The 21,761-nt window shown below is 36.6% G+C and carries 21 protein-coding genes, 4 tRNA genes and 4 pseudogenes; 10 read left to right on the top strand and 19 right to left on the bottom strand.

Translation table 11 applies throughout. From position 1 onward, the window contains the following. From GYX25_RS10895 to tcdA, 7 genes are all read right to left on the bottom strand, one after another. Positions 1-127 (bottom strand): GTP-binding protein (locus tag GYX25_RS10895; RefSeq protein ID WP_238786112.1); only part of this gene is annotated, 127 nt, incomplete at its 3' end. 182 nt (positions 128-309) lie between these two features. Beyond that, a tRNA-Thr gene (locus GYX25_RS10890) sits at positions 310-385 on the bottom strand. A 3-nt stretch (positions 386-388) separates the two neighbouring features. Continuing rightward, positions 389-463: transfer RNA gene (locus tag GYX25_RS10885), tRNA-Gly, on the bottom strand. Between the two features lie 55 nt (positions 464-518). Next, positions 519-603: transfer RNA gene (locus GYX25_RS10880), tRNA-Tyr, on the bottom strand. 32 nt (positions 604-635) lie between these two features. After that, positions 636-711, bottom strand: a tRNA-Thr gene (locus GYX25_RS10875). Positions 712-863: 152 nt separating this feature from the next. Next, positions 864-3,560 (bottom strand): bifunctional acetaldehyde-CoA/alcohol dehydrogenase, encoded by a 2,697-nt coding sequence (gene adhE / locus GYX25_RS10870; RefSeq protein ID WP_174787364.1) that lies wholly within the window; start codon positions 3,558-3,560, stop codon positions 864-866. Positions 3,561-3,861: 301 nt separating this feature from the next. Then, positions 3,862-4,656 carry a tRNA cyclic N6-threonylcarbamoyladenosine(37) synthase TcdA gene (gene tcdA / locus GYX25_RS10865; protein ID WP_091350407.1) on the bottom strand — a complete coding sequence of 265 codons (795 nt, stop codon included), beginning with the start codon at positions 4,654-4,656 and terminating at the stop codon, positions 3,862-3,864. Between the two features lie 283 nt (positions 4,657-4,939). On the opposite strand from tcdA, the gene GYX25_RS10860 reads away from it, so the two are divergent. Both GYX25_RS10860 and dhaL read left to right on the top strand, forming a co-directional pair. Further along, positions 4,940-5,944, top strand: coding sequence for a dihydroxyacetone kinase subunit DhaK (locus GYX25_RS10860; RefSeq protein WP_091350404.1), 1,005 nt, complete (start codon positions 4,940-4,942; stop codon positions 5,942-5,944). A gap of 1 nt (position 5,945) precedes the next feature. After that, a complete protein-coding gene (dhaL, locus tag GYX25_RS10855; protein ID WP_174787363.1) occupies positions 5,946-6,575 on the top strand; it encodes a dihydroxyacetone kinase subunit DhaL in 630 nt (209 codons plus the stop codon). Between the two features lie 191 nt (positions 6,576-6,766). Here the strand turns inward: dhaL and GYX25_RS10850 are convergent. Further along, positions 6,767-7,242: pseudogene (locus GYX25_RS10850) on the bottom strand (IS5 family transposase); the annotation flags it as partial. 66 nt (positions 7,243-7,308) lie between these two features. Here GYX25_RS10850 and GYX25_RS11230 point away from each other — a divergent pair. The 3 genes and pseudogenes from GYX25_RS11230 to GYX25_RS10825 all read left to right on the top strand — a co-directional run. Then, a pseudogene (locus GYX25_RS11230) lies at positions 7,309-8,302 on the top strand (IS3 family transposase); the annotation flags it as partial. A gap of 29 nt (positions 8,303-8,331) precedes the next feature. Then, positions 8,332-8,703 carry an IS66 family insertion sequence element accessory protein TnpB gene (gene tnpB, locus GYX25_RS10830; protein ID WP_342211591.1) on the top strand — a complete coding sequence of 124 codons (372 nt, stop codon included), beginning with the start codon at positions 8,332-8,334 and terminating at the stop codon, positions 8,701-8,703. A 54-nt stretch (positions 8,704-8,757) separates the two neighbouring features. Beyond that, complete coding sequence (locus tag GYX25_RS10825) at positions 8,758-8,970, top strand: hypothetical protein (RefSeq protein WP_238786113.1); 213 nt, start codon at positions 8,758-8,760, stop codon at positions 8,968-8,970. Between the two features lie 40 nt (positions 8,971-9,010). On the opposite strand, the pseudogene GYX25_RS11225 reads toward GYX25_RS10825, so the two are convergent. Next, positions 9,011-9,200, bottom strand: a pseudogene (locus tag GYX25_RS11225) (IS5/IS1182 family transposase); the annotation flags it as partial. A 150-nt stretch (positions 9,201-9,350) separates the two neighbouring features. Here GYX25_RS11225 and GYX25_RS11220 point away from each other — a divergent pair. The 4 genes and pseudogenes from GYX25_RS11220 to GYX25_RS10805 all read left to right on the top strand — a co-directional run. Continuing rightward, positions 9,351-9,769: pseudogene (locus GYX25_RS11220) on the top strand (transposase); the annotation flags it as partial. A gap of 25 nt (positions 9,770-9,794) precedes the next feature. Next, positions 9,795-10,295 (top strand): GNAT family N-acetyltransferase, encoded by a 501-nt coding sequence (locus GYX25_RS10815; protein ID WP_180214384.1) that lies wholly within the window; start codon positions 9,795-9,797, stop codon positions 10,293-10,295. Positions 10,296-10,694: 399 nt separating this feature from the next. Then, complete coding sequence (locus GYX25_RS10810; RefSeq protein ID WP_174787357.1) at positions 10,695-11,519, top strand: IS3 family transposase; 825 nt, start codon at positions 10,695-10,697, stop codon at positions 11,517-11,519. A gap of 159 nt (positions 11,520-11,678) precedes the next feature. Next, positions 11,679-11,834 carry an integrase core domain-containing protein gene (locus GYX25_RS10805; RefSeq protein WP_141673618.1) on the top strand — a complete coding sequence of 52 codons (156 nt, stop codon included), beginning with the start codon at positions 11,679-11,681 and terminating at the stop codon, positions 11,832-11,834. 51 nt (positions 11,835-11,885) lie between these two features. On the opposite strand, the gene GYX25_RS10800 is transcribed toward GYX25_RS10805, so the two are convergent. The 7 genes from GYX25_RS10800 to GYX25_RS10770 all read right to left on the bottom strand — a co-directional run bounded on the left by GYX25_RS10800 (position 11,886) and on the right by GYX25_RS10770 (position 18,871). Then, positions 11,886-12,548 carry a class II aldolase/adducin family protein gene (locus tag GYX25_RS10800; RefSeq protein ID WP_174787356.1) on the bottom strand — a complete coding sequence of 221 codons (663 nt, stop codon included), beginning with the start codon at positions 12,546-12,548 and terminating at the stop codon, positions 11,886-11,888. 27 nt (positions 12,549-12,575) lie between these two features. Next, positions 12,576-14,639, bottom strand: a complete 2,064-nt coding sequence (locus GYX25_RS10795; RefSeq protein ID WP_174787355.1) for a BglG family transcription antiterminator — start codon at positions 14,637-14,639, stop codon at positions 12,576-12,578. A gap of 93 nt (positions 14,640-14,732) precedes the next feature. Beyond that, positions 14,733-16,118, bottom strand: coding sequence for a PTS galactitol transporter subunit IIC (locus tag GYX25_RS10790; protein ID WP_091350393.1), 1,386 nt, complete (start codon positions 16,116-16,118; stop codon positions 14,733-14,735). A gap of 10 nt (positions 16,119-16,128) precedes the next feature. After that, entirely contained in the window at positions 16,129-16,407 is a 279-nt protein-coding gene (locus tag GYX25_RS10785; RefSeq protein ID WP_091350389.1) for a PTS sugar transporter subunit IIB, read from the bottom strand. Between the two features lie 8 nt (positions 16,408-16,415). Continuing rightward, positions 16,416-16,892: a PTS sugar transporter subunit IIA gene (locus tag GYX25_RS10780; RefSeq protein WP_167349346.1), complete on the bottom strand. Its 477-nt coding sequence runs from the start codon at positions 16,890-16,892 to the stop codon at positions 16,416-16,418. A 318-nt stretch (positions 16,893-17,210) separates the two neighbouring features. After that, entirely contained in the window at positions 17,211-18,566 is a 1,356-nt protein-coding gene (locus GYX25_RS10775) for a PFL family protein (RefSeq protein ID WP_174787354.1), read from the bottom strand. A 35-nt stretch (positions 18,567-18,601) separates the two neighbouring features. Then, on the bottom strand, positions 18,602-18,871 hold the full coding sequence (locus GYX25_RS10770; protein ID WP_091350381.1) for an ACT domain-containing protein: 270 nt from the start codon (positions 18,869-18,871) through the stop codon (positions 18,602-18,604). Between the two features lie 143 nt (positions 18,872-19,014). On the opposite strand from GYX25_RS10770, the gene GYX25_RS10765 reads away from it, so the two are divergent. Next, on the top strand, positions 19,015-20,229 hold the full coding sequence (locus tag GYX25_RS10765) for a pyridoxal phosphate-dependent aminotransferase (RefSeq protein WP_091350378.1): 1,215 nt from the start codon (positions 19,015-19,017) through the stop codon (positions 20,227-20,229). 49 nt (positions 20,230-20,278) lie between these two features. Here the strand turns inward: GYX25_RS10765 and GYX25_RS10760 are convergent, their stop codons facing one another. The 3 genes from GYX25_RS10760 to loiP all read right to left on the bottom strand — a co-directional run bounded on the left by GYX25_RS10760 (position 20,279) and on the right by loiP (position 21,634). Then, a complete protein-coding gene (locus GYX25_RS10760) occupies positions 20,279-20,500 on the bottom strand; it encodes a hypothetical protein (protein WP_160402794.1) in 222 nt (73 codons plus the stop codon). Between the two features lie 152 nt (positions 20,501-20,652). Beyond that, positions 20,653-20,796 carry a hypothetical protein gene (locus GYX25_RS10755; protein ID WP_174787353.1) on the bottom strand — a complete coding sequence of 48 codons (144 nt, stop codon included), beginning with the start codon at positions 20,794-20,796 and terminating at the stop codon, positions 20,653-20,655. A 79-nt stretch (positions 20,797-20,875) separates the two neighbouring features. After that, entirely contained in the window at positions 20,876-21,634 is a 759-nt protein-coding gene (gene loiP / locus GYX25_RS10750) for a metalloprotease LoiP (protein ID WP_091350371.1), read from the bottom strand. Positions 21,635-21,761: the final 127 nt, after the last annotated feature.

The raw sequence follows: 21,761 nt of genomic DNA, 5'->3' as shown, positions 1-21,761 counted from the left end.
GACCGCCGTATTTTTTAGCAAGTACAGAAGTAATTGCCGCAGTTAAAGTTGTTTTACCATGGTCAACGTGGCCGATTGTACCAACGTTAACGTGGGGTTTTGTACGTTCAAATTTTTCTTTAGACATTTATCGTCCCTCAATGTAATACAAATCGGTGGTGAGTCACCACATTAACCAAGTATCATATTCAATATCAACATAATACTAACTTAAAATTAGCTCTGAATAATAACAGATAAAGCTATCAAGTGACAAGCTTTAAAGCAGCCAAATTTGATATTTTTAGAAGTTTAGGAAATTAACAAGAATGGTGCTGATAGGCAGATTTGAACTGCCGACCTCACCCTTACCAAGGGTGCGCTCTACCAACTGAGCTATATCAGCAATTGGAGCGGGCAGCGGGAATCGAACCCGCATCATCAGCTTGGAAGGCTGAGGTAATAGCCATTATACGATGCCCGCATGTTCAAACTCGGCTACCTAAATGCTTCAATTAGCTATTGCTAATATTAGATGATGGTGGTGGGGGAAGGATTCGAACCTTCGAAGTGTGACACGGCAGATTTACAGTCTGCTCCCTTTGGCCGCTCGGGAACCCCACCCCGAATCTTTATAAACTGTTTACTTAGGAATATGGTGCCGGCTGCCGGAATCGAACTGGCGACCTACTGATTACAAGTCAGTTGCTCTACCTACTGAGCTAAGCCGGCCTAAGTGCTGCGCATTATGGACTAGAACATTTAACCTTGCAAGCAAAAAAAACAAATTTTATTTTGTTTGATTAAAAAAAAATCAAAAATATAAAAAAGACCTGAAATATGAGCTATTTCAGGCCTTTTTTTAATCAAAAAATTAATTTAGATTATTTCTTTTTAGAGACTTTTTTCTTAGGGGTCTCAGCACCTTTTGCTGCGGTATGTATAGCAACATCCTCATTAATGTCCCCTTTGTCCTGATATGCACGACCATAGTAGGTATCGAGCAGAATTTGTTTTAACTCTGCAATTAAAGGATAACGAGGATTTGCACCGGTACATTGGTCATCAAAAGCATCAACCGCTAATTGATCGACTTGAGCCAAGAAAGTTTTTTCATCCACACCAAATTCTTTGATAGAAAATGGAATATCAAGATCTTTTCTAAGTTGATCTAACCAACCAATTAATTTCTCGACTTTCTTTTCATCTTTATCAGTAGCTGCGGTTAAACCTAAATGATCAGCAACTTCTGCATAACGGGCAATTGCTTTAGGATAACCATATTGACTAAATGTGCCTTGCTTAGTCGGTTTGTCAGTTGCATTAAAACGCACAACATTACTAATTAACATCGCATTTGCCACACCATGTGGAATATGGAAAGCCGCACCAATTTTATGCGCCATTGAGTGACAAACACCAAGGAAGGCCTGAGCAAAAGCAACACCAGCTAATGTCGCTGCACTATGCACTTTTTCTCGAGCGAGAGGATTTTTAGCACCTTCCCGATAACTTGCAGGTAAATAAGTTTTAAGTATGCTTAAAGCTTGTAATGCTTGTCCATCAGAAAACTCACTAGCCATAACTGATACATAAGCCTCTAATGCATGCGTCACTGCGTCATAGCCGCCAGCAGCACAAAGTGAGCGAGGCATATTCATAACTAAATTAGCATCAACAATAGCCATGTGTGGAGTGATTGCATAATCTGCTAATGGGTATTTTTGACCCGTTGCATCATCAGTAACAACAGCAAATGGAGTCACTTCGGAACCAGTACCTGATGTAGTTGTTACACAAATTAATTTTGCTTTTTGACCCATATTTGGGAAGTGGCAAGCACGTTTACGAATATCCATAAAGCGCAATGCTAATTCTTCGAATTTAGTTTCAGGATGCTCATATAAAACCCACATGATTTTAGCCGCATCCATTGGTGAACCACCACCTAATGCAATGATAGTATCAGGTTGGAATGCTCGCATAGAATCCGTTCCTTTATGCACAACACTTAAAGTCGGATCTGCTTCTACATCAAAGAAGGTTTCACAAATAACGCCTTGCGCTTCCAATTGATCAGTAATTTGTTTTGAGTAACCATTATTAAATAAGAATTTATCTGTTACCAAAAATACACGTTTTGCGCCTTGCTCAATCACTTCACTTAAAGCTACAGGTAGTGAGCCACGTTTAAAATAGATAGAACTTGGTAGTTTATGCCATAACATATTTTCTGCTCTCTTAGCGATGGTTTTCTTATTAATTAAGTGCTTCGGTCCAACATTTTCAGATACCGAGTTACCACCCCAAGAGCCACATCCTAATGTTAAAGATGGAGCTAAATCAAAATTATACAAATCACCAATACCACCATGAGCTGCCGGTTGGTTAATTAAAATACGACAAGTTTTCATTTTACTACCAAAATAAGCAATCCGTTCACGGTTACTATCTTGATCAGTGTAAAGCACAGAAGTATGCCCCATACCGCCCATTTCAACTAATTTTTCTGCTTTATCAACCGCTTCAGAGAAATCTTTCGCTTTAAACATAGCTAGTGTTGGTGAAAGTTTTTCATGGGCAAATGGCTCAGACAAATCGACTTTACTCACTTCACCAACAAGTACTTTTGAACCAGCTGGCACTTTAAAGCCTGCCATTTCAGCAATGTTTGTTGCTGGCTGACCAACTATATTAGCATTTAATGCGCCTTTATCATTTAAAATAATACCTTGTACTGCTTTGGTTTCTTTAGCATTTAAGACATATGCACCATATTGGGTTAATAAACGACGCACTTCATCATACACAGAATCTACCACAACAATAGCTTGTTCTGAAGCACAAATCATACCATTATCAAAAGTTTTAGACATAAGTACAGAAGCCACAGCACGTTTTAAATCAGCTGTTTCATCAATAACAACAGGCGTATTACCGGCTCCAACACCTAATGCTGGTTTACCTGAACTATAAGCAGCTTTAACCATGCCCGGTCCACCAGTAGCTAAAATAGCTGCCACATTATCGTGATGCATTAATGCATTGGATAATTCGATAGATGGTTCATCAATCCAACCAATAATATCTTTTGGTGCACCTGCTTTTATTGCGGCATCTAACACAATTCGAGCAGCTTCAATCGTTGATTTTTTGGCTCTAGGATGTGGAGAGAAGACAATTGCATTACGTGTTTTTAGACTAATTAAGGATTTGAAAATTGCGGTAGAAGTTGGATTAGTGGTAGGAACAATTCCACAAATAATACCAAGTGGTTCTGCTATAGTAATAGTACCAAAAGGTTCATTTTCAGCCACTACGCCACAAGTCTTATCGTGACGATATTTATTTAAAATATACTCTGCAGCAAAAAGGTTTTTTATGACTTTATCTTCAACAATTCCCATTCCTGACTCAGCAACAGCCTGCTGTGCAAGAGGGATACGTGCAGCAGCAGCGGCGGTTGCTGCTGCTACAAAGATTTTGTCAACTTGCTCTTGAGTATAAGTTGAATAAGTTTCTTGTGCTTTTTTGACTCGAGCCATTAACTCATTTAACTCATTCATATTAGTTACTGCCATAGATTTCTCCTTGAAATTAAAAAATAAATCGGGATCGTTTGGCGTCTTCCATGAAACTATTTAATGCTTAAGCATAATAACAAAACGAAATTGACGTTATCGTAAATCAGATTTTTACTTTATACAATAATATATTGAATAAAAAAAAGCATGTTAATAAAAGTAACTAATTTATTTATACTTTGAGCTACTGAAAAAGAAGAGAAGCTATTAAACAGTAAACGAAAGAGCAGCTACTTGTAATAAATAGTTATCTTTAATTCGATTTATGATGAAGAAAAAAGTGATTAGCTCTAAAAATTTATATGTTACACAATTTATTTAACACATAACTAACAGCCACAAAGCCAAAGGTAGCTGTAACTGTTGTAATAGCTCCAAACCCCGACTCACAGTCCATTTTTTTAGGTCCCTCTGCATCACTTTTTGTAAAGCATATTTGCCCATTTTTAGCTGGATACGTTAATTGTTCCGTCGAAAATACACAAGGAATGGCATATTTACCTTTACTATCTTTGTTCAATTTATAATGATGCTTTAGCCTCTCACGTAATTTGGCCGCTAATGGATCTTGAATGGTTTTTGCTAAATCAGCAATTTTAATTTGTGTTGGATCTTTTTGCCCACCAGCCCCGCCAATGGTAATTACTTTTAATTTTTGTCGCTTACAATATGCAAGTACTGCCGCTTTATCATGTACACTATCAATTGCATCGATAATATAGTTATACCGTGGTGATTGCTTTGTTCCTAAATATTCACTGACGTTATCAATATTAATGAAATCATCAATTTCATTCACTACACATTCAGGATTAATTTGTAAAATACGTTCTGCCATCACTGAGGTTTTAGCTTTACCTATATTAGATTTTAAAGCATGAATTTGACGATTAGTATTTGTCACGCACACATCATCCATATCAATTAAAGTAATTTGACCAATACCACTACGCGCCAGTGACTCTGCAACCCAAGAGCCGACACCCCCAACACCAATTACACAAATATGCGCTTGTGAAAAGCGTTGCAAAGCCGACTGACCATAAAGTCTTGCAATACCACTAAAACGTTGAAGATAAGATTCTGTATTCATCGATTATGATTGATGCTGCTTACAGCCAAACACCTACTCTCCTGAAAATTTTTACAAATTATAACTGCAATATTATTTTATAAACAAGTTATTAATAAGTATTAGTGTTACTATACCTTTTCAAGAATAAAACAATAAATTTCTAGCTCTCATAAAAATCAACTAAATCATCCCGATGATGCGCAATAAGTAGGATATTATTTGTCATTAATTGTATTCGTTTGAGTTATTAATTTTCCCTACAATAAAACGTTGTTAACTATAATTAAAGAGGAAATAAAGAATGCGCAAACCTAAAAAACTACTTAATGATCCCAATAATGTCAGACAAGAAGTCATGCAAGGGTTAATCTATGCCTATCAGGGGAGATTGACTGCAATTTCTGAACATTGTGCCGTTTATGGTAACCATATTGCCAGCGATCAAGTAGTTATTGTCTCAGGTGGTGGTAGTGGTCACGAACCAACCTTTGCAGGATTCATTGGTAAAGGCGGCATTGATGGCTGTGCAATTGGCGAAGTTTTCACATCGCCATCTCCAGATCAAATTATTGAAGTAACCAAAGCTATAGAAAAAGGAAAAGGCGTACTATTTTTGTTTGGCAACTATTCTGGTGACGGCATGAATTTTGATATTGCAGCAGAAATATTAGGGGAAGAAAACATTGTCATCAAAACGATTCGAGCAACTGACGATATTGCTTCGGCACCATTATCTAAGATTTCTGATCGCCGTGGCGTTGCTGGTATTATGTTTTTATACAAAATTGCGGGGGCTGCCGCACAATTTGAAAAATACAATCTTGAAAATCTCTACCAAGTAGTATCAAAAGCAAACAACAACATTCGTACCATCGGTGTCGCCCTAGATGGATGTGCATTACCTCAATCAAATCATTTCAATTTTGAATTAGATGATAACGAAATTGAAATTGGTATTGGTATTCATGGTGAAGCTGGGTTGCGTCGACAAGCTATAACATCATCTGATGAAGTTGTTAAAGAGATGGTAGACAGCCTGTGTGATGATTTACCGTTTAAAAAAGGCGACCGCGTGTGTGTATTAATTAATAATTTAGGCGCACTGAGTAACGCCGAACTGTTCATCGTAACACGTAAAGTCGGTATTGAACTGGATACACGCGGCATAATCAGCCACGATGTCGTTGTTGGCCATTTTTGTACCTCCCTTGAAATGTCTGGTTTTTCAATTAGCTTAATGAAATTAGATAAAGAATTACAACATCTTTATGATTTACCTTGCCAAACACTAGGATGGAGAAAATAGAATGAATTTATTACAAGTTCGTAAAATAATGTTATTTACCGCCCAAAAAATGATCGAAAGTGAACCAACATTAACCGCTTTAGATCAATTAGTGGGCGACGGTGATCATGGCATCGGTATGAAACGTGGATTTACAGCTATCATGGTGCTACTACAAGACGAAAAATTTCAACCAACTAATATAGGTGATTTTTTTACGCAAATTGGTACAAAATTAATGATAAGTATGGGCGGAGCTTCTGGCGCTATTTTTGGTACTTTATTTAGAGCGGGCGGAAAAAGTATTACAGGCGTAACAGAGTTTGATTCTGATGTATTATCAAAACTCCTTAACGAAGGTTGGCAGGCAGTCTATCAACGCGGAAAAGCCAAACCAGGGGATAAGACTATGGTTGATGCTTTAGCCGCTAGCGCAACAACCGCAAGTCAATTAACATCTTCGAAGTTAATCGATGCGCTACCTAAAATCGCACAATCTGCTATGGAAGGCGCAGAAAAAACGAAACAGATGATCGCTGTATTTGGACGAACTAAAAATTTAGGTGAACGCGCAATTGGTCACATGGATCCGGGAGCGGCTTCAATGGCGTATATCTTAAAATATATGAATGAATATATCCAAACCCAATAAAACAATAAATCCGCCGATATCATCGGCGGACATCATCATCACAATATCGATAAAATAATATTCTAAGTATTATTGATAAAATGTCTAAGTATTCAAACAACATCTAATTTTTTAATATAAAATTTTTTACTGATTCACTATTTTTCTATTAATTGACTAGGGGCTGTTGATCTTTGCTGTACATAAATTACTCAACAATACATTGGCAGCCACATTAACATAAATGCAGTGATACCATACTGGCATAATTCCTTTCTAACTTATCGTATCTAGTTGATATTGAACTATATTGCTTGATTCTAGCAAAGGCATTCTCGACTAAGTGACGATAGCGATAAAGGCACCTATCCATACTGCTTTTATCTATATCCTTACCATAATTACGTTTAGCAATCACCGTTCGTCCGCCTTTTTGACGAACAAAGCACCGAAAAGGCTCGCTGTCATAACCTTTATCGGCTATCACTGTATTCACTTCATCGAGCTTTTCAACTAGGTTTTCTGCATAAGTGATATCATGTCGTTGTCCTTCAGAAAGCTCAAAAAAAATAGGCAAACCACCACTATCAACCGCAAGATGAATTTTAGTTGAATGACCGCCACAGCTCTGACCTATTTGCTCGGAATGCTCCGTTGCAGCGCCTGTACTATGTTGATGAGCCCTGATCCTCGCCAAAAAAGTGGACAAAAGTCGCCTCTATGATATAAACAAAAATCATAGGAGACAAATATCATGGTCAAAAAATTTAGTATCGAATTCAAACAACAATCAGTGGATTATGCGTTATCTAATGCACACCTTTCTATCAGCGAACTTGCCAACCCTCTAGGTGTGGGTAAATCAACCCTATATAAATGGATTAGGCAACTTTCCCCGAATAAAACTAGCCGTCGAGAGTTAACGGCTGAGCAACAGCGGATTATGGCGTTAGAAAAAGAGATTAAAGAACTGAAAATGGCCAATGATATACTAAAAAAGGCGCATGTGTACTTCATCAACAATCCAAGTCGGTGAAGTACGCTTATATGAAAAATCATTTAACCTGCTATCCCGTTACTAAGATATGCTCATTACTTGGTGTCAGTTCATCGGGTTATGATGCTTGGTTAAAAAGAGCAAACAAATCAGCCAAACTCAGCGAGTATATTAAAAAGCAGTATTGGCAACATAAGGCCCGTTTGGGTGCGCCAAGCCTGCTTCATGATGCTAGGGAAGCGGGCTATCAAGTTTCAGAAAGGACAATTAGCCGTGTTTTGCAATAATTAGGATTACGGAGTAAAGCAGCACGTAAATTCAAGTATAAAACAGACACGGCTCATCGCAATATTGCGCCCAACACGTTAGATAGGCAATTTAACCCTGATAAGCCGAATACGACATGGGTAACCGATATTACTTATATTAAAACGGGTGAAGGTTGGTTATATTTGTCGGTGATTATCGATTTATATGGACGAAAAGTCATTGCTAGGCAAACGAGTCGCTACATAGACCGCCATTTAGTGTGTAATACATTAAAACAAGCCTTATTTCGGCGTCAATTTCCTAAAAATGTACTCATCCATAGTGACCAAGGGAGCCAATATTGCAGCGCTGATTTCAAGCAATTATTGTTACAATATGGGCTAAGGCAAAGCATGAGTCGAAGAGAAAACTGGCTAATAAAGCACTATTTGAATATATTGAAATCTATTATAATCGGATACGCCGTCATTCAGCCAATGGCTAGGTATCACCTGAACAATATGAACAACAATATTACCAAAACGAAAAAATGATAGAGGTGGGCACTGTCTAATATTTTGGCGAGGATCAAGCGAGTCCCTTCCTGTCATTCTGATTTGTGGCCCAACCGATATGCGTAAATCCATTGATGGCTTGACGGCTATCGTTGCGTACGACTTAGAACAAGAACCATGTTCAGATCGTTTATTCGTCTTTTTCGGTCGAACCAGTAATTGGCTCAAAATCCTGCAATGGTCTACTAATGGTTTTTGGCTGCATTACAAACGCTTAGAAAAAGGAGTATTTCAATGGCCGGGCATCGAAGATGCGCAATTGTCTTTGCAGGTATCGCCAAGGCAGGTCAATTGGCTACTGGATGGCTTACCTCTTAGTCTCGATTAAGCCCACCCAAAAATAACCTACCGTTATCACGAAATTTAGCACGCTCATCTGCTCATGATTAGTATAATCTATGCAATGAAAATGACGCTGAATGACTTACCTGATGATATTGATTTGCTTAAGAAGCTATTGCTTGAGCAAGCGGAGCTGTTGTCAGAAAAAGAAGCTCTGTTGGGTGAAAAGAACGAGCAAATTTACCATTGGAAAGCAGGCTATGAACGTCTCCTACAGCAATGGCGTTTGGCACAACATCGCCCCAATCGCTGACGCCATTTAATCAGATTGGTCGGATGATATGGCAGTTTATTCATGTGTTGCAGATACATCAGACCTGTCATCAGGCGAGCCGGTAACGCAGCCGCACCTACCGTAGCAAAGTGATGATCCAGTTCACGATCCCAATCGATTACCTTCGCCAAACGTACCAACCGATGGGTCGAGCTGACGATATCCTCCAATCGGGGGCTGAAAGCTTTTTCTTCGTTTTCATAAATCAACGATTCTGCAACGTTTTGGGCTCTGGAGGGCAAAAAAGCGGGTCTGCCATGTTTGATGGTCATTATAAACCATTGTTAATCATATGGTTGTGAATTTTTCAGGATCGACTAACTAACTGGGTGTAGTGCAATAATGGTTTGTGTTAGCATGGTATAGCTATGTTTTGGGTAAATGATTTAGCTATAGATGTGTGGCAATGCAAAACTCATCATGGTATGCGTGGTGGAGGCTTCCAGTACTCTAATACCGCGATTGAAACTGCCTTGATGATGGAGGGGACTTTCTCTATGCCGTTACCTGCACTGCAAGTTTTTTTTGAATTGGCTTTCAAGCCAATGGGTGTTACACTAATATAGGTAAAAGTTCAAAGACAATTTACACCAAATATAGCAATAAAACGAGAGGGCTATTCGATATTTCGTTATTGACTCGACAGACCTTAAAGTCTTTGGTAAATGTAAAGTAAGAAAGCAGAACATGGCGCAAAGCAGACTTAGCTATTGATGTGGATACTCACGAAACTATTAGTACGAAAGCCAGCCTTGTCAATGTTGGCGATATTGAAGTGCAAAGTCTTGCTAGAGCAAATCATAATGAAAATAGGAAACAAATTGGGTAATGCTGCATCTAAAATCGAAGTAAAACCATACTCTTCACTCTATGCCTCTGAAATATGCGATTTGTTTCATTCGTCTATTCATGCTATTGATACCGATATTTACAGCAAAGCACAGCAAGAAGCATGGTGCTCAACACCACCAGATTATCAGAAGTGGTTAGAACGTTTAAATAACACTCAGCCTTGGATGGCTATCTTTGGCTCAAGCCTTGCGGGGTTTGTTGAACTTGGAGATGATGGTTACATAGACTGTCTGTATGTGCATCCTGACTTTCAAAAGCGTGGCATAGCTAGAAAACTCTATGACCATGTGCTTGACTTGGCCCACCAGAAAAAGCTTACACAATTAAGTGTAGATGCTTCAAAAGTGGCCATGCCAATTTTCAAAAAATGGGGTTTTAAAATAAAGCGGGCTAACAAAATATCCAGAGAAAATCAGGTACTGATAAATTACCATATGTATAAACTACTTTGATTTTTATTGAGACCTTTGTACAGTAAAGCTTCACTCAAACTAAATTTTTAACCGCGCTTTTTTGAGGCATTTGGGCTTATATTTAGATCTAAATACCTCTAGATAAGTTACTATTTATTGCCATTTCCCTGTTTTAGGCACAACTTTCCTGCTGTACAGATAACCCTCGTTTGATATCAAAGTTCAATAAGCTGCCTGAAAGATGAGCTTGGATTAGTTCTGTCAATGGAGTTTCAAATTAAACCGTATTTACGAAACCAAAGAATAAGTAGAAAACTTTATGAATAGAGGTGGGCACTGTCTAATATTTTGGCGAGGATCAAACCGCAAGCTTAAGCAGATGTTTGCCGAACTGAGTTTAAAATCCCAGCTTCAGGAAGAAATCATAAAAAAGCTTTAGTGCCCACAAAGGCACGTAAAACGTGGGCACAGCAATTACAACAAAATCATTCAGTTACTATTGCTATGAGTTGTGCCATTGTTGGCTTAAGCCGTTGTGCTTACTATTATCAACCTAAGTTACTGGATGATTCGGTGATTATTTCGGTGTTGAATGCTATCACAGACCGGCATTTACGCTGGGGCTTTCCCAAATGTTTTAATCGCATCAGAAAGCTTGGCTATAAATGGATTCATAAGCGTGTTTATCGGGTGTATTGTGAGTTAAAACTTAATATTAGAGCTAAACGCAAAAAACGTATCCCCCAACGAACACCAGAAAAGCTATTGGTTCCTAATAAACAAGGTGAATGTTGGTCAATGGATTTTATGAGTGATAGTAGTCGTAATCAGCGTCGCTTTAGGACATTCAATGTCATCGATGACTTTAATCGTGAGGCGCTAGGCATTGATATTGCAGTCAGCTTACCGGCAGGGAGAATTACCCGTTATTTAGATAAACTGGCCGAATATTATGGGTATCCATTAAAAATACGGGTCGATAATGGGCCAGAATTTACAGGAAAAACCTTTATAAACTGGGCTAAATCCCATGATATAGCCATTGATTATATCCAGCCCGGTAGTCCTTATCAAAATGGCTATATTGAACGATTTAATCGTACCTATCGTACTGAAGTACTCGATTTATATCTTTTTAACAACTTAGCACAAGCAAGGAGAATAACCGAAGAATGGTTAACAATTTATAATACCGAAAGACCGCATGAGGCATTAAATAACATGACACCGCTCGAATATAAAACATTAAAACAGGCAGCTTAATTTTCTACGTAAGTTGTGTACTAAGTTTGGGGTATTTACAAAGTGAACACTTATTTGTTAAAACGTCCCATAGCCATCGTATTAATCAAAAATTCACCAAACCCGCCTGCCCACAAACGAATGGGAAAGCCGAAAGAGTGATACGAACTTTGAATTGCGATGTGGTATAATCAGCATATATTTAGCGATTCACAAGATAGAAAACAAAAACTGAAACGCTTTATTAATTTTTATAATACCGTTAAACCGCATAAAGCGATTTCAGGGAAAACGCCTTATGAGTTTTTAGAGGATTATTTTAACCATGAAGTGTAAACAACTCGGCGTTTTCCTACAATTAACGTATTAAAATAAATAGACTAAAAATTATTTTTTAAATTTAATTTGTGAAGGATAGGCCCAACGCTGTAACTCCTCTGGCGGAAATCCACCTGGATCTTTACCGCCATTAATCAGTAAAGCGTGATAGTATATTTCAGCCATTTCTTCAATATATGCAGCCTTTAATACAGCTTCATAAGGATCTTTGTCTACGGCAATAGCTCCATGCTTTTCCATTAAAATGGCATCAGCTCGTTTTATGGGTTCTATAACGCTATTTGAAAGGTCTGGAGTACCTGGTCGCCCATAGGGTGCAACAGGAATCATACCATCTTTTAAATTAAGAATTGCACACTCATAAACAACGGCAGGAATAGGTTTTGCTAATACAGCAAATGACGTTGCAAAAATAGAATGCGTGTGTGAAATAGCAAAAACATCTGGACGAGCTTTATAAATCTCAAGATGCATTAAACACTCACTGGTTGGTCTCAATCCTGAATCAGCTTCAATAACGTTAGCTTCAAGATCCATCACAACAATATCCCGAATTGTTAACAACTTTTTATCAATTGTTGTTGGCGTGACAAGAACATACCCCGACTCTTTATCACGAACGCTAGAATTACCTGCTTTATGTTTACAAAGCCCCCACTCACTCGATTTTTTAGCCATATCGACCACATATTGTTTTTGTATCTCTAGCATTTTATAGCTCCTATTTTGATAAGATATTCATTGATAATTGGCAAACAATTCCCAAATTTCATTGCTATTTTTGGCATTTCGTATGCGAGTTGCACCTTCGTGAAATTCTAGTAATTCATTTAATTGGGCAAGTGCTTTAAGGTGTTTTTGTGGATTATTTGTTGCTAAAACAACAATTAAATCAGCTTGCATATAACCACAAATAGTGATTCTTTCAGATAGTTTAAGTAAAGACATAGCGACTTTATTTACACCGTCATCAATACCAGCATGGGCAATAATTAACCCATCGACCAGCATAATATAAGGTTGTTCAAGTTGGATTTTGTTAACCATTCTTTCAAGATAACAACTTTCTATGGATTGGTTGTTTAACAGTGGTTGTGCGGCTAATGCCAGTGCATCTTGCCATGTTATTTCAACCTGTTCGATAATATGAATATGTTCTTTTTGCATTAAATCGGCTAATGAAGGAATTTCCTGTTGTGTTATTAGTATGGGGTTATCATTCATTTCATCGTTATAAAGGTATGCAGTTAACTCCCTTTGGAGTGCTTTTGGATCTTTGATATTGCTATATTTTTCAATAATTAACATAAGCTCATCAACTTGAATAATACTAGGATCAATACCTTGTAAAGTGCCAATCACTTGATTACGAAAAGCATTTTTATGAAAATTATTCAGTGAAGGATTAACAATAAATAACAACTTATCGGTAGATAAATGTGAGGTAGAAAAAACAATATCGTAATAATGATGATATTTTTCAAACTCACGTTTAGACATGGCATCAGAAAAATGTAATTCTGGAAGCAATACTTGTAAAGTCAGGTAAAGATAAGTTGAGACAGTTGCACTATTTTCACAAACAAAAATAGCGATCTTCTTTGTTTTAATTCGATTAATCAGACCTTCTCGAGTTAACCAACCGCCCAATAGTACAGTAATAAAAGCAACTTCTTCATCTGGCATATTACAATGCAATATTTTTTCAAAAGGAGAAATCGCTTTTCGTACCATTTCATGTAAATGACCAAATTCTTGCAATACGATGTCATATACACTGTTGATATTGGAAATATGATATCGAATACGATAATAAGCAGGTTTCCAATGCTGATAAATACGTTCAATTAGTTCGCTCTTATCTTTAAAGGTGATGCAACTAATCTGTTCAAAATTAGCAATAACCTCAACGACGCTTTCTAATAGCGCCGCATCTAAATGAAAATATTTATCTGATAGAGTTTGTATATTAGAGCTTTGTACTAATACCATTAAAAAGATTTGCTCATTAAAATCAGTGATACCAAATCTTTCAATGAGCTTTTTCAATAATTGAAAATCACGACTATTTGCAGCTTCAGTATAATTCTCTGGCAAAAACTCAATTTTTTTATCGGTTTCTATGCGCTGTAACATAAAACAAATAAAGTAAGTCAGCTCTTGCAACTGCTCATCAGTAAAAACAATTTTTAATTTTTTTTCTATTTCACAAAAAACCTGCCCTACTTGTTCTAAACGCCCTTGGGTTATAATTTCATTTTCTCTAAAAACCTTATCAGCTATTGGCATACTAATAATTCGACGAATTAATTTTAACAACAAATAACGTTTGTCGATTTCCTCACCGATAATACGATAACCATTTTCACGGTCATAGTTTATTTGTAAATGATATTGAACAATCATTGCTTGTACTTTTTTGATATCATTGATAACGGTGTTTTGACTGACGGTAAGGGACGAAGAAAGATGTATTAACGACACCTTTTCTGTTCTAATTAATAGAAAAAAGAGTAGCAAATGAACTCGTTCATCTTCAGAATAGATATAACGTCCAATAGCAAGCGATACCGGCTCATCTCTAAATGTTTCGATCACTAATTTGGGAACACTAAACTTACCAGTTTTAAATCGTTTAATTAATTCAAGATTAGATGATTCAAGAAAGTCATTAATTTTCTTAATGGTATAACTAAGCTGCTTACGGGTTAACCCAAATTCAGATTGAAGCTCTACACCACTCATATTTGGATTATGAATTAATGCTTTTAAAACAGCATGAATCCGCTTATCGACAACCATATAATAATTACCTTATTGTTCGTTGTCTGATGGTAAATAACATTACCACCAGATTTACTGCAAAATATGCTCAACGAATACTTTAGATCTCATTTATTCATTATTTTTTTCTGCTATATCCTGCATAGCCTCTTTACGCAGTTCACGGGCATAAAAGAAATATCCCACACACCAATAAATAGTAAAAAACAATGGAACAAAATAGCCTTGCAAACATTGCCAAATAAATGAAAATGCATAAGTAAAAATAGGAGCATCGATAGAACTATTTGAAATTAACTGATTAGCTGGAATATCAATAGCTTTAGTTGTTAATCCTAAATCGGTAATAATCGGTGCAAATTGAGTTCCAACAAATAAAAAGAATGGCACTCCAATAATGGCTAAAATGACCATTCTTAATGTGTTTCCTTTAGTTAAAATATATGCAGGAACAATAAGTGCCAGATTGATGATGCCAGCAAAAGGGAGAAGTTTGTTGCCAGGTAAAATAACAGCCCAAATTAAGGTAAAAGGAATAGCAACAATTACTGTAAACCAAATCTCACTTGAACCACCCATAAATGGCCAGTCCAACCCCACAAATAATTTACGCCCAGCAAATCGTTTATTCATATAATCACTAATTGCTTCAGAAATTGGCGATAATGCCTGCATAAATAACTTAGAGATCATTGGGAATAACATAAGCGCAGTAGCGGCTTGCACACCTAGCATTAAGATAGCAGCAACATCATAACCAGCAATAATCCCGAAAATTACACCTAATAAGAAACCAATCACATGATTTTCAGCAAATATACCAATTTTGGAACGTAATGTTGCTGCGTCCATTGGTTTATTTAAAATAGGTATTTTGCGAAGAAGAAGATCAAAAGGATAATAAATCGCACTGAAAAATAACATTCTATGAGTACATGTTACGCCCGGAATACCCGTTAGTTTTTCAATTCGATGTTGATTAATATCTCCGGAATTAAGCTCTAATATGATCTGCAAAGTAGCAATAATAAAGGCCAAGACCAAAGCTACAACAGCACCTAAAATTGGGGTAGCGACGGCAACAACAATAAATGCTGTAAAAATTTTCCCCCACACATTCCATAAATCTGCGTTAAAGGTATCAGTCTTTTTTAATACCAACATTAAAATATTGACACCCACTTGCAAAGGAAACATAAGAAAAGCATATGGCCAAGCCCAAGATACGTTTGCCATAGTAGTCCAACCGCCATCAATAATACTCAACTCAATCCCTGTTCGTTCCATCATAGTTTGCGCAGCTGAACCAATGGCACCAACCATAAAGCCAATCAACATGCTCATACCAACAAATGCAACACCTAGCGTAATGGCGGCCGAAGCACCATCTTTAAATTTCATGCGTACAATTAAACCCGCAATTAGCATAATGAATGGTACAAAAACTGGCGCACCTAAATTCAAAATATAATTTATAATTGTTCCTAGAAAGTCCATATTTGTACTCCTATTTACAGGCATCAATAATTTTTTGTAGCTCCGCTTCCATATTCATCCCTGTTAAAAATGCAATGCCATTGATGACAGGAATAGGGTACTGTTTTTCAATTTTAGTTATCGCTATATAAGCAGCACTATTTTTAATGTGGGTATCGACAGATTTAAGATCAACAACTTCTACTTTTATCTCATCAAGATTCCGTTCTTTTAATAAACGAGTAACCTTGCTGGCGACCGTTTGTGATGTAGCCACTCCGCTGCCACATGCAACAATAACTTTTTTCATAATTCCTCCTATAAATTGATATTGGATGTCAATAGTGTAAAAATCTCATGTTCGTTTTTTGCGTGATATAGCGCTCCTAAAAAATGCGAATTCACAAAGCAAGACATCAATTTTTGCAATAAATCAATATGCCCATCCTTTTGGTTAAACCCTAACAAAAAAACAAAGTTAGCCTTTAATACATTGTCATTATTCGCCATTTCACACCATGGAATGGTTCCTTTGGCTCGAGTAAAAAAGATAAATGGTCTAATAACATGTTCTACATCAGTATGCGGCATCGCAACCACAAAAGGCTCCGTTGGTAACGCGGTAGGAAATGAAGACTCTCTTTGTTTAATTGCATCTAAAAAGGAATGATTCACATAACCACCACTTTTTAAAATAGGAAAAGTAAAATCGAAAAATTGATTTGTATTTTGAAAGTCTTTATCTAAAAGAATCAAATCCTCAAAAAACATTTGGTCATTAGATTCATTTCCCATTTCATCCTCCATCATGATGTGATCAGCAAACTTCTAGAAATATTGTTAATTTGCTATTGCTAGAATTAAATCAACACTAATTTGATAGCATCAATTGTAGGAAATTAAGGTAAAAGAGACGAATGGATTTGATACCAAATAATATCCATGATATTGCTCATCGTAGGGATAACTATGTTGTAAAAATAAGATCAATTTACCGAGCAGGATTTAAAAATGTGTTATTCTGAAAATAATAAATGAGCTGATGTTCTGATATTCCGCCTGCTTTAGTGCAGACGGAATAAGGAAATAACGAGATCATTAAAAATTGATACATTAATTTTTAAATGAATGAATTGGAGCAGGAATTCGCCCCCCACGATTGATGAAATCACATGAACCAAATTTGCTTACCGGAATAACTGGTGCATGACCTAATAAGCCACCAAATTCAATATTATCGCCGACGTTTAAACCCACCGCAGGAATAATTCTTACCGCTGTTGTTTTATGGTTAATCACCCCTATTGCAGCCTCATCAGCAATAATTGCTGAAATAGTTTCAGCTGGCGTATCACCAGGAATTGCAATCATATCAAGTCCAACTGAACACACACAAGTCATCGCTTCAAGTTTTTCAAGATTTAGTGCACCGTTATTGACAGCATCAATCATCCCTGCATCTTCAGAAACAGGGATAAATGCTCCGCTTAAACCACCGACATGACCACACGCCATTACGCCACCTTTTTTAACAGCATCGTTAAGCATAGCCAGTGCCGCTGTTGTACCATGTGTGCCAACTGCTTCTAACCCCATTTCTTCTAAAATATGGGCAACCGAGTCGCCAATGGCTGGCGTTGGCGCTAACGATAAATCGACAATGCCAAATTTAACACCTAAACGTTCAGAAGCCTCTTTACCAACCAGTTGTCCCATTCGTGTAATTTTAAATGCGGTTTTTTTGATGGTTTCAGCAACAATATCAAAAGGTTCACCTTTAACTTTTTCCAACGCTCGCTTAACTACACCAGGTCCACTAACACCCACATTTATAACACAATCAGCTTCACCTACACCATGAAAGGCACCGGCCATAAATGGGTTATCTTCAACTGCATTGGCAAACACAACTAACTTAGCGCATGCCATACTGCTATTATCTGCAGTTAATTTCGCCGCTTCTTTGATAATATGCCCCATTTGCTTTACGGCATCCATGTTGATCCCTGTTTGGGTTGAACCAACATTAACTGATGAACAAACTCGTTCGGTTTGTGCTAGTGCTTGAGGAATAGATTTAATTAAAATTTCATCGCCTTTATGATAGCCTTTTTGCACCAGTGCCGAAAAGCCACCAATAAAGTTAACACCTACCGCTTTGGCCGCTTCATCCAGTGTTTTGGCAAACGCGATATAATCTTTATCATCGCTTGCACCAGCAATCAAGGACATTGGTGTGACAGAAATACGTTTATTAATAATTGGAATACCAAATTCTGATGTAATCTCATCGCCAACTTTGACCAAGTTTTTAGCTAATCGTGTAATTTTGTCATAAATTTTTTGCCGTGCTTTTTCACCATTACTATCTATACAATCAAGAAGAGAAATACCCATGGTTATTGTGCGGATATCAAGCTTTTCTTCCTCAATCATTTTAATGGTTTCGAGGATCTGTTTTGTTTCCATTAGAACTATCCTTTTAAATAAACAACGAATTAATATTACAAACGATGCATAGCATCAAAAATTTCTTCACGTTGTAAGTTGACCTTGACCTTAAGCTTATCGCCTGTTTGGATAAGAGTTGTTTTTACCTCATCAAATGACACTTTAATTTTAGATAAATCAAGTAGCATAATCATCGTAAAATATTCATCCATAATGGTTTGGCTGACATCTAAAATATTAATATCTAATTCATACAATTTTTGGCTAATACCGGCAATAATTCCCGTTTGATCTTTACCGATGACTGTTAAAATAGTTTTCATAATACTCTCCGCACAAATTTTAGACAGTTAAATAGTATTTATTGAGCTAACTATAATAGCATCTTCAAAAATTATCGAAATAGGAGTAGATTGTTTTTTTATTAAAACAAAAAATTATCAAAATAAATAGAAAGGGCGATATTATGGTGAATTTCCAAAAATCCAATAAATTGGAACATGTTTGTTATGACATTCGTGGACCAATTCTTGAACATGCAAAGCGACTCGAAGAAGAAGGTCAAACTATTCTTAAACTCAATATTGGAAATCCCGCTCCTTTCGGTTTTGCTGCCCCTGACGAATTATTAGTTGATGTAATTAGAAATTTATCTTCTTCACAGGGTTATTGTGACTCCAAGGGTCTTTATTCTGCTCGAAAAGCAATCATGCAACATTATCAAGCCCGGGGAATTACTAGTTTAGATGTTGAAGATATTTACATTGGCAACGGTGTATCAGAACTAATAGTGCAATCTATGCAAGCATTACTTAATAGTGGTGATGAAATACTCGTTCCTATGCCTGATTATCCATTATGGACGGCAGCAGTTAGCTTGTCTGGCGGTAATGCTGTGCACTATCTTTGCGATGAAGAAGCAAACTGGTCACCAGATTTGGAAGATATTAAACAAAAAATCACTCCAAAAACGAAAGGAATAGTGATTATTAATCCCAATAACCCAACTGGCGCTGTTTATAGTAAAGATGTGTTACTTGAAATCGCGGAAATTGCTAGGCAACATAATTTGATTATTTTTGCTGACGAAATTTACGATAAGATTTTATATGATGATGCAGAGCATTATTCTATCGCCGCATTAGCACCTGATTTATTTGTTATTACCATGAGTGGTCTATCAAAAACTTATCGAGTTGCAGGATTCAGACAAGGCTGGATGGCACTTTGTGGCCCTAAACAACACGTAAAAGGTTACATTGAAGGCTTAAATATGTTGGCTTCAATGCGTTTATGTGCCAATGTGCCATTACAACATGCAATTCAAGGTGCGCTAGGTGGTTACCAAAGTATCAACGAATTTATTGTGCCGGGAGGACGACTATATGATCAGTGTATGTTGGCCTGGAGGCTGCTTAATGACATACCCGGCGTTTCATGCACAAAACCACAAGGTGCTTTGTATCTATTTCCAAAATTAGACCAGAAAAAGTTTAATATCCATAACGATCAAAAATTAGTGTTGGATTTTTTATTACAAGAAAAAGTGCTACTTGTACAAGGGACTGGATTTAATTGGCATAAACCAGATCATGTTAGAATTGTTGCATTACCTCATTCCGGTGAACTTGAAGATGCTATTGGGCGATTTGCTAAATTCTTATCTTCTTATAAACAATAAATCGATAATTCATTTATTCCCAGTTTTTACTGGGGATAAATTTAATAGTTCAATCAAGATATCTATAAAATGACATCAGTGCCTTCAAATAATTTTTCAATTTTTTAGTACTTGAATCTAATGCTAGTAAAAGATCTTTTTCAACTCTTTCTATCTGTTCTTGTAGTTTGGTAACATCAATCAAAATAGCCATATTACCTTTAACTATTTCATCATGAAGACAAGCAACCTCACAATAAAACGTTGAGTTGTTAGCGTTGTTGACGAACACTTCACTTCATATTATCCCAAACAAATGTATAAAATTTAAAGGCTAACTGCGTGCCCCAAAATAGCAATATTATCAGTTAATTCAAATTGCAAAGATTTCTGAAAGTAGGAGTTTTTTTATAACTTCTCATGTTTTCGAATTGTACAGCTTGTTTATAACCTTGATTTGCTGCTAAGCAGCCCCCCCCCCACAACTGTTGCGTTCAGAATAAAAAGTTGACTAATCCAAAAAAACGGCTTTTTTATTTCATCAATTTTATCTATCTTAGAGTTTGACATTATTTTATCAGATTGCATTTTCTTTACTCCCCGATCCAACAATTGATAAATAGCAAAAAAAAGCGCCATGAATGGCGCTTTAGACTAAGAATAATTTTTATTTTTTTAGTTCAGCTAGTTTTTTACGAATGTTTTTAGCGCGATCTGATGAAGATGGATGACTGCTTAAAATTGAAGCATCACCGCCACCTAATTTATCAAATGCTGTTGCAAGACCTGCTGGATTAATTTTTTTCTTAACTAAGTAATCGAAAGAGTAATTGTCTGCATCTTGTTCTTGTTTTTGTGAAAACTGAGAATTAATCACAGCTGATGCTAAAGCACCTAATTTAGATTTAGATAATGAAGCTACTGCTGCATTACCTGATGCTGCCGCAGCATCACGTGCGATTTCAGTTGCATAAGCAACTTGCATTGCTTTTTTACTATGACCTAAAGCAACATGGCCTAATTCGTGACCTAAAACACCTTCAATTTCATTATCAGTCATCATGTCCATTAAACCACTATAGACACGAACGCAACCATTAGCCATTGCCCAAGCATTAACATCTTTTGTAATATATACTTTATAGTTAATTGGTGTTCCATCTAAGTTATTACCAAGCGCTTTAGCAATTTTATTTAATCGTTTAGCATAAGCACTTTTTGCTGGAGCAATTTTTGATTGTGCATCCATTTCAGCACATGATTTTTGGCTTAATGCTTTCACATCATTATCACTTAGAGTTGCCGCTTTCAAACCTTTCATACCAAGACTCGTTAAATCATCTACACCCATATTTTTACAACCAACGAGTGACATCGCAGCGACTAAAGGCAATGCAACCAACAATGTTTTTTGATGTTTTTTCATATTATTTTCCTTATATTAATATAAATTTTAATGTCTAAATTTTGTTAGACAATCGAAATTTTAACGTAACCATCATAATAATCAATAAATAATTACTTGATTAGACATTATGGGAGCTTTAGACTAA

The organism is Gilliamella sp. ESL0254, assembly GCF_013344985.1.
GTDB lineage: Bacteria > Pseudomonadota > Gammaproteobacteria > Enterobacterales > Orbaceae > Gilliamella > Gilliamella bombicola.
This window is presented reverse-complemented; position numbering and strand designations above follow the sequence as displayed.

Bases quoted from the DNA above. Each gene is read 5' to 3' on its own strand.
- GYX25_RS10765 (WP_091350378.1), top strand. From the start codon at position 19,015: ATGGTGAATTTCCAAAAATCCAATAAATTGGAACATGTTTGTTATGAC.
- GYX25_RS10780 (WP_167349346.1), bottom strand. From the start codon at position 16,892: ATGGGAAATGAATCTAATGACCAAATGTTTTTTGAGGATTTGATTCTT.
- GYX25_RS10860 (WP_091350404.1), top strand. From the start codon at position 4,940: ATGCGCAAACCTAAAAAACTACTTAATGATCCCAATAATGTCAGACAA.
- GYX25_RS10755 (WP_174787353.1), bottom strand. From the start codon at position 20,796: ATGCAATCTGATAAAATAATGTCAAACTCTAAGATAGATAAAATTGAT.
- GYX25_RS10800 (WP_174787356.1), bottom strand. From the start codon at position 12,548: ATGCTAGAGATACAAAAACAATATGTGGTCGATATGGCTAAAAAATCG.
- GYX25_RS10770 (WP_091350381.1), bottom strand. From the start codon at position 18,871: ATGAAAACTATTTTAACAGTCATCGGTAAAGATCAAACGGGAATTATT.
- dhaL (WP_174787363.1), top strand. From the start codon at position 5,946: ATGAATTTATTACAAGTTCGTAAAATAATGTTATTTACCGCCCAAAAA.
- GYX25_RS10795 (WP_174787355.1), bottom strand. From the start codon at position 14,639: ATGGTTGTCGATAAGCGGATTCATGCTGTTTTAAAAGCATTAATTCAT.
- tcdA (WP_091350407.1), bottom strand. From the start codon at position 4,656: ATGAATACAGAATCTTATCTTCAACGTTTTAGTGGTATTGCAAGACTT.
- adhE (WP_174787364.1), bottom strand. From the start codon at position 3,560: ATGGCAGTAACTAATATGAATGAGTTAAATGAGTTAATGGCTCGAGTC.
- loiP (WP_091350371.1), bottom strand. From the start codon at position 21,634: ATGAAAAAACATCAAAAAACATTGTTGGTTGCATTGCCTTTAGTCGCT.
- GYX25_RS10785 (WP_091350389.1), bottom strand. From the start codon at position 16,407: ATGAAAAAAGTTATTGTTGCATGTGGCAGCGGAGTGGCTACATCACAA.
- GYX25_RS10815 (WP_180214384.1), top strand. From the start codon at position 9,795: ATGAAAATAGGAAACAAATTGGGTAATGCTGCATCTAAAATCGAAGTA.
- GYX25_RS10790 (WP_091350393.1), bottom strand. From the start codon at position 16,118: ATGGACTTTCTAGGAACAATTATAAATTATATTTTGAATTTAGGTGCG.
- GYX25_RS10805 (WP_141673618.1), top strand. From the start codon at position 11,679: ATGTGGTATAATCAGCATATATTTAGCGATTCACAAGATAGAAAACAA.
- GYX25_RS10775 (WP_174787354.1), bottom strand. From the start codon at position 18,566: ATGGAAACAAAACAGATCCTCGAAACCATTAAAATGATTGAGGAAGAA.
- GYX25_RS10825 (WP_238786113.1), top strand. From the start codon at position 8,758: ATGATTAGTATAATCTATGCAATGAAAATGACGCTGAATGACTTACCT.